General features: G+C 37.0%; 5 protein-coding genes and 1 pseudogene. 3 read left to right on the top strand and 3 right to left on the bottom strand.

Annotated features, from left to right (window positions below):
* Positions 1 to 108: 108 nt before the first annotated feature.
* From tsaE to JEM49_RS08275, 3 genes are read right to left on the bottom strand one after another with little or no spacing between them, the layout of a single operon-like run.
* A complete protein-coding gene (gene tsaE / locus JEM49_RS08285; protein ID WP_025005140.1) occupies positions 109 to 588 on the bottom strand; it encodes a tRNA (adenosine(37)-N6)-threonylcarbamoyltransferase complex ATPase subunit type 1 TsaE in 480 nt (159 codons plus the stop codon).
* Positions 588 to 1577 carry a phosphate acetyltransferase gene (pta, locus tag JEM49_RS08280; RefSeq protein ID WP_201874618.1) on the bottom strand — a complete coding sequence of 330 codons (990 nt, stop codon included), beginning with the start codon at positions 1575 to 1577 and terminating at the stop codon, positions 588 to 590. Before pta ends, tsaE begins: the two co-directional genes overlap by 1 nt.
* A gap of 11 nt (positions 1578 to 1588) precedes the next feature.
* Positions 1589 to 2287 (bottom strand): uracil-DNA glycosylase, encoded by a 699-nt coding sequence (locus tag JEM49_RS08275; protein WP_098036990.1) that lies wholly within the window; start codon positions 2285 to 2287, stop codon positions 1589 to 1591.
* A gap of 68 nt (positions 2288 to 2355) precedes the next feature.
* Here JEM49_RS08275 and JEM49_RS08270 point away from each other — a divergent pair, with 68 nt between their 5' ends.
* The 3 genes and pseudogenes from JEM49_RS08270 to JEM49_RS08260 all read left to right on the top strand — a co-directional run.
* A complete protein-coding gene (locus JEM49_RS08270) occupies positions 2356 to 3237 on the top strand; it encodes a Cof-type HAD-IIB family hydrolase (RefSeq protein WP_087235403.1) in 882 nt (293 codons plus the stop codon).
* Between the two features lie 6 nt (positions 3238 to 3243).
* Entirely contained in the window at positions 3244 to 3765 is a 522-nt protein-coding gene (locus tag JEM49_RS08265; RefSeq protein WP_012211631.1) for a hypothetical protein, read from the top strand.
* 154 nt (positions 3766 to 3919) lie between these two features.
* A pseudogene (locus tag JEM49_RS08260) lies at positions 3920 to 4826 on the top strand (transposase); the annotation flags it as partial.

Genomic DNA, 4826 nt, shown 5'->3' with positions numbered 1-4826 from the left:
AAGGCTTAACTCCGAAAGAATATCGGAATCAAGCCTCTATTAATCCTGTATTTTAAACTGTCTAATTTTTAGGTCTCAGTTCAGAATAATCCTAGATCATTTTTTATATTATTTTTCGTATTCGGTTAAAGCATCCTTAACCCATTCTTCGTTGCGTTCACCATGTGCATTCAATTCAACTACACGCTTAGTTGAATCCCAACTATCATCTACTCGTGTAATAGTTAGTTGCAAATATTCATCAGGCAAATCGGTCATTACCAACTGAGGCCATTCAATTACTACCAAGCCAGGTTCAGCCAAATAGCCATCTAAGTCAATTGATGATAAATCATCATTCTCTAAACGATAAAAGTCCATATGGAAAAGCGGTAATTTAGCTTCACGGTATTCACGCACAATAGTAAAAGTTGGGCTTTTTACAGGTCGATGTACGCCTAGTGTGCGTCCTAAGCCCTGCGTAAGAGTGGTTTTTCCGGCACCCAAATCACCATTTAATAAGAGCAAATCATGCGGCTTAGCCGTTTTGGCCAAAGATGCACCTAACTTTTGCATCTCCTCTGCAGAATTAATTTCTAACTTAGTCATTATTTTTCATCCTTTGCTAAAGCTTGAGCAGCTGTAACAATTGCTAAATCATAAATATCTTGTTCACTACAGCCACGAGATAAGTCATTAACTGGTGCAGCCAAACCTTGTAAGATTGGACCTACAGCAGTGAAGCCGCCCAAACGTTGAACCATCTTGTATGCAATATTTCCTGATTGAAGCTCTGGGAAGACAAAGACATTTGCATGTCCTGCTACTTTAGAACCAGGTGCCTTCTTTTCACCAACAGCTGGAACAAATGCGGCATCAAATTGCAATTCACCATCTGCTGGAATTTCCGGATGACTCTTTTGGAACATTGCAGCTGCATCATGAACCTTATCAACCATTGATCCTTCAGCTGAACCTTTAGTAGAAAAGCTTAAAAAGGCTACTTTAGGATCAATTTCAGCCATCTTAGCTGTTTGTGCTGATTGATAACCAATTTCAGCCAAAGTCTCTTCATCAGGCTCAATATTAATTGCACAATCAGCAAAAATATATCTTTCATCACCTTTTTCCATTACAAAGGCGCCAGATACACGATGCATCCCTTCAGCAGCATGGATTAATTGCAAAGCCGGCAAAACAGTATTGGCGGTTGAATGAGCTGCACCGGATACCATTCCATCTGCTAAGTCCATCTTTACTAACATTGTACCGAAATAGTTTTCCTTAGCTAATTTGGCTTTAGCCTCGGCTGCACTAGTATCTTTTCTTCTAGCTGCTATAAATGCCTTTACCATTTTATCTAAATCCGCATAATTATTTGGATCATAAATCTTTACCCCGGTAAGATCCAAATTATTTTCTTCCGCTATTTTGGCGACATTTTCTTTTTTGCCAATTAAAATTGGCTCAACTATCCCGTCTTTATTCAAATTAGAAACGGCAGTCAAAATTCTTAAATCGTCACTTTCAGGAAAAACAATTCTTTTTTTGTCTTTTGCTGCTTCAACTTGCTTTTTAAATAATGAAAATACACTCATATATATACCTCTTATGCTAAATCAGATTTATTCACTGTTTCTGGCAATTGCCAATCAATAGGCGTCTCGCCAAAATTAAGCAATGCCGTATTACAACGTGAAAATGGTCGAGAACCAAAAAATCCTCGATCAGCTGAAAATGGACTCGGATGAGATGATTTTATAATAAAATTCTTACTTTGATCAATTAATGGGATTTTATTTTGAGCAAATCTACCCCATAAAATAAAAACAACCTTTCCACGTTTACTTAAAGCCTTAATCGCAGTGTCTGTTACATCTTCCCATCCCTTACCTTGATGGCCGTTAGCATGACCATAAGGAACAGTTAGCACAGCATTTAAAAGCAAGACGCCTTGGTCGGCCCATTTCTTTAAATAGCCATGGTTAACCGGACGAGCACCAACATCATCATAAAGTTCCTTATAAATATTTCTAAGTGATGGTGGCAATGGTGTACCTGGCATAACTGAAAAGCTCATGCCATTTGCTTGTCCCGGATTATGATATGGATCTTGGCCCAAAATCACTACTTTAGTTTTGTTAAACGGTGTTAATTTAAAAGCAGTAAAAATATGATACATATCTGGAAAAATACGTTTAGTAGAATATTCTTCTTTTAAAAAATTATGTAATTCGTGATACTTATCACTTGCAAAAACTGGATCTAAAATTTTATCCCAGTCATTACCAATTAATTCTTTAGCCAAGTCTTACACCCTCTTTTCTAATCTCCTTTATGGTATCATTAATTTAATAGTAATTGGGAGGAAATTTTATGATCAAATTGGTGGCTTGCGATCTCGATGGTACATTATTTAATTCTAATATGTCCGTTTCTGAAGCAAATATTCAAGCTGTGAAAAATGCACAAAATAACGGTATTGAATTTTTAATTGCTACCGGTCGAGCTCCACGTGAATCTCGCGCAGTTCTAAAAGATGCTGGTTTACATACTGGTTTTATCAATTTAAATGGAGCCCTAGTTTTCGATGAAGACGGCAAATTAATGGTCAAACATAAAATCCCAACTTCTAAGGCTTTAAAACTTGTTGAATTATTACATCAGGCAGGATTTTATTTTGAAATCATCACTGCTGATCAAGTTTATACTGAAGACCTTAACCAGCGTATTTCTAATGTAGCGCATTTAATGGTCGATCTAAATCCTTTACTTGATTTTAAACAAGCAGTCGCAATCTCTGCCGGAAATAAGACTATCATGAACATGAAACAAGTTGACCATTTTGAGGACCTATTACATGATCCTGATGTTGAAGTAATGAAAATCATTGCATTTGATTCACGTGGTCATGAAGCCTTTGATAATGTTAAAAAAGAAGTGGCAAAAATTGAGGATTTAGTTGTTACTTCTAGTTCATCATCTAATATTGAAATCAATGCTCACCAAGCACAAAAAGGGATCGCCCTTCTTGATTACGCCAAACTAAAAAATATTAAACGTGACGAAATTGCGGCTATCGGAGATAATTTAAATGATGAAAGCATGATTCGTGAAGCTGGAACAGGAGTAGCCATGGGTAATGCCATTCCAGCAATAAAAAAGTTAGCACAAATCACTACTAAAACTAATAACGAAGACGGCGTAGCTTATATCTTAAATCAGTTTATAAAGGAAAATAAACAAGATCAGAGGTGACAAAGTATGTTGTTTTGGCTGGAACTTAATCAAGAAAAAGATTATGGTCAAATTCCTGTGATCAATCCTAAAGGAAAAATTGAATTTATTATTCAAGGAAATCTCGATAACCCAAATCATACTTTATATTTATATGACACTAACAGAAACGAAATTGGACGCTTATTTACTGATGGTACTGGACTGATTGCATCCTTTACTATTGACGTAGTAGATCACTCTCTAGTTAGTGTCAAAAAGCTTAATACGCCTAATACTAATATATTTTATCTGACTCAACTAAAATATATCGTTACGGGAAGTATTAAACGAGGGACCTATACTTTTAGATCAGGCTTTAAAAGTATTGCTAACGTCAAGACAATCGTTGCAGAACATGGGGTTGTCCTAACATGCAATATCACCAAGCCAGAAGATATTCCATTTATTTTACTTACTTCAGTATTATTTACCCAATGGCACGTAACCCCATTAAAATTACCTACATTTCCGCCAATAGCAAAAAAATTAGAAATTAATCCTAATTAATCAGAAAAAGTGTCTGGGAAAAAACTAATTCCTAAGACATAAAAAAAGAACGATGATTTCCTATTCGAATTCATCGTTCTTTTTCTATACTTTTAGTTTCTGCCTTAATATTATTAAATCACCACAATATAAAAATAAGAAGGTGGAAACTATCATGTACAAGAATTATATCACAGGCCAAACGGCTTTAACACTTAATTTAGACTTTGCTATACCTAATAATCACTTAGCCAACGCCATTAGCTGGTTCGTCGATTCGATTCCAGAAGACGTCTTGTTTGGCGATACTGCCAAAACCGGGCGTCCTGCCTATCACCCAGCCATGATGCTCAAGATCTTGCTCTTTGCCTATTTTCGCAGAGTATTCTCAGGCAGAAAAATTGCGCTGATGCTAGAAGAAAAGCTGCCGATGATGGTACTGGCAGAGCATCAAAAGATCTCATACCATACTATCAATAATTTTAGATCGAGCGACCACGCCAACTAATTGATTAAGAAAGGCTTCCTTTACTTTACGAACCTATTAGAGCAGGAAGGTCTAATCAATGAAGGAGCTATCTTTATTGATGGCACCAAAATTGAAGCTGATGCCAATCGCTATACTTTCGTTTGGCGCAAGGCAGTTGAAAGGTATCATGAAAAGCTTAAAGCTCAAGCAGTTGAACTATATGATGAACTGATTGCCAAAGAAGTCGTCAAAGCAATGGCAAAAGAGCAAGTCCAGACCAGTCGGGGATTGGCAGAGCTAGCGCAAGAAACGGAAGCTGAAATTGAAAAGCTGACTGAAGAGATTGCCCGAGAGCCTAAAGCCATTCCTGGTGGATCGCCTAGAAAAGCAAGAAGGCGCGGTCTTAAGAAGCTGCTTCATAAACTCAGAAAAGACTATGTTCCTAGAATGAAGAAACACGAAGAGGCAAAAGCAATCTTTGCTGGGCGCAATAGCTATTCCAAGACCGACCACGATGCGACTTTCATGTATATGAAAGAAGATCACATGAGAAATGGTCAGCTTAAGCCAGGCTATAATATTCAAGTCGCTACGACGGATCAGTATGTAGTTG

It is taken from the genome of Lactobacillus sp. A27 (assembly GCF_016742815.1).
Lineage (GTDB): Bacteria > Bacillota > Bacilli > Lactobacillales > Lactobacillaceae > Lactobacillus > Lactobacillus gallinarum.
This window is presented reverse-complemented; position numbering and strand designations above follow the sequence as displayed.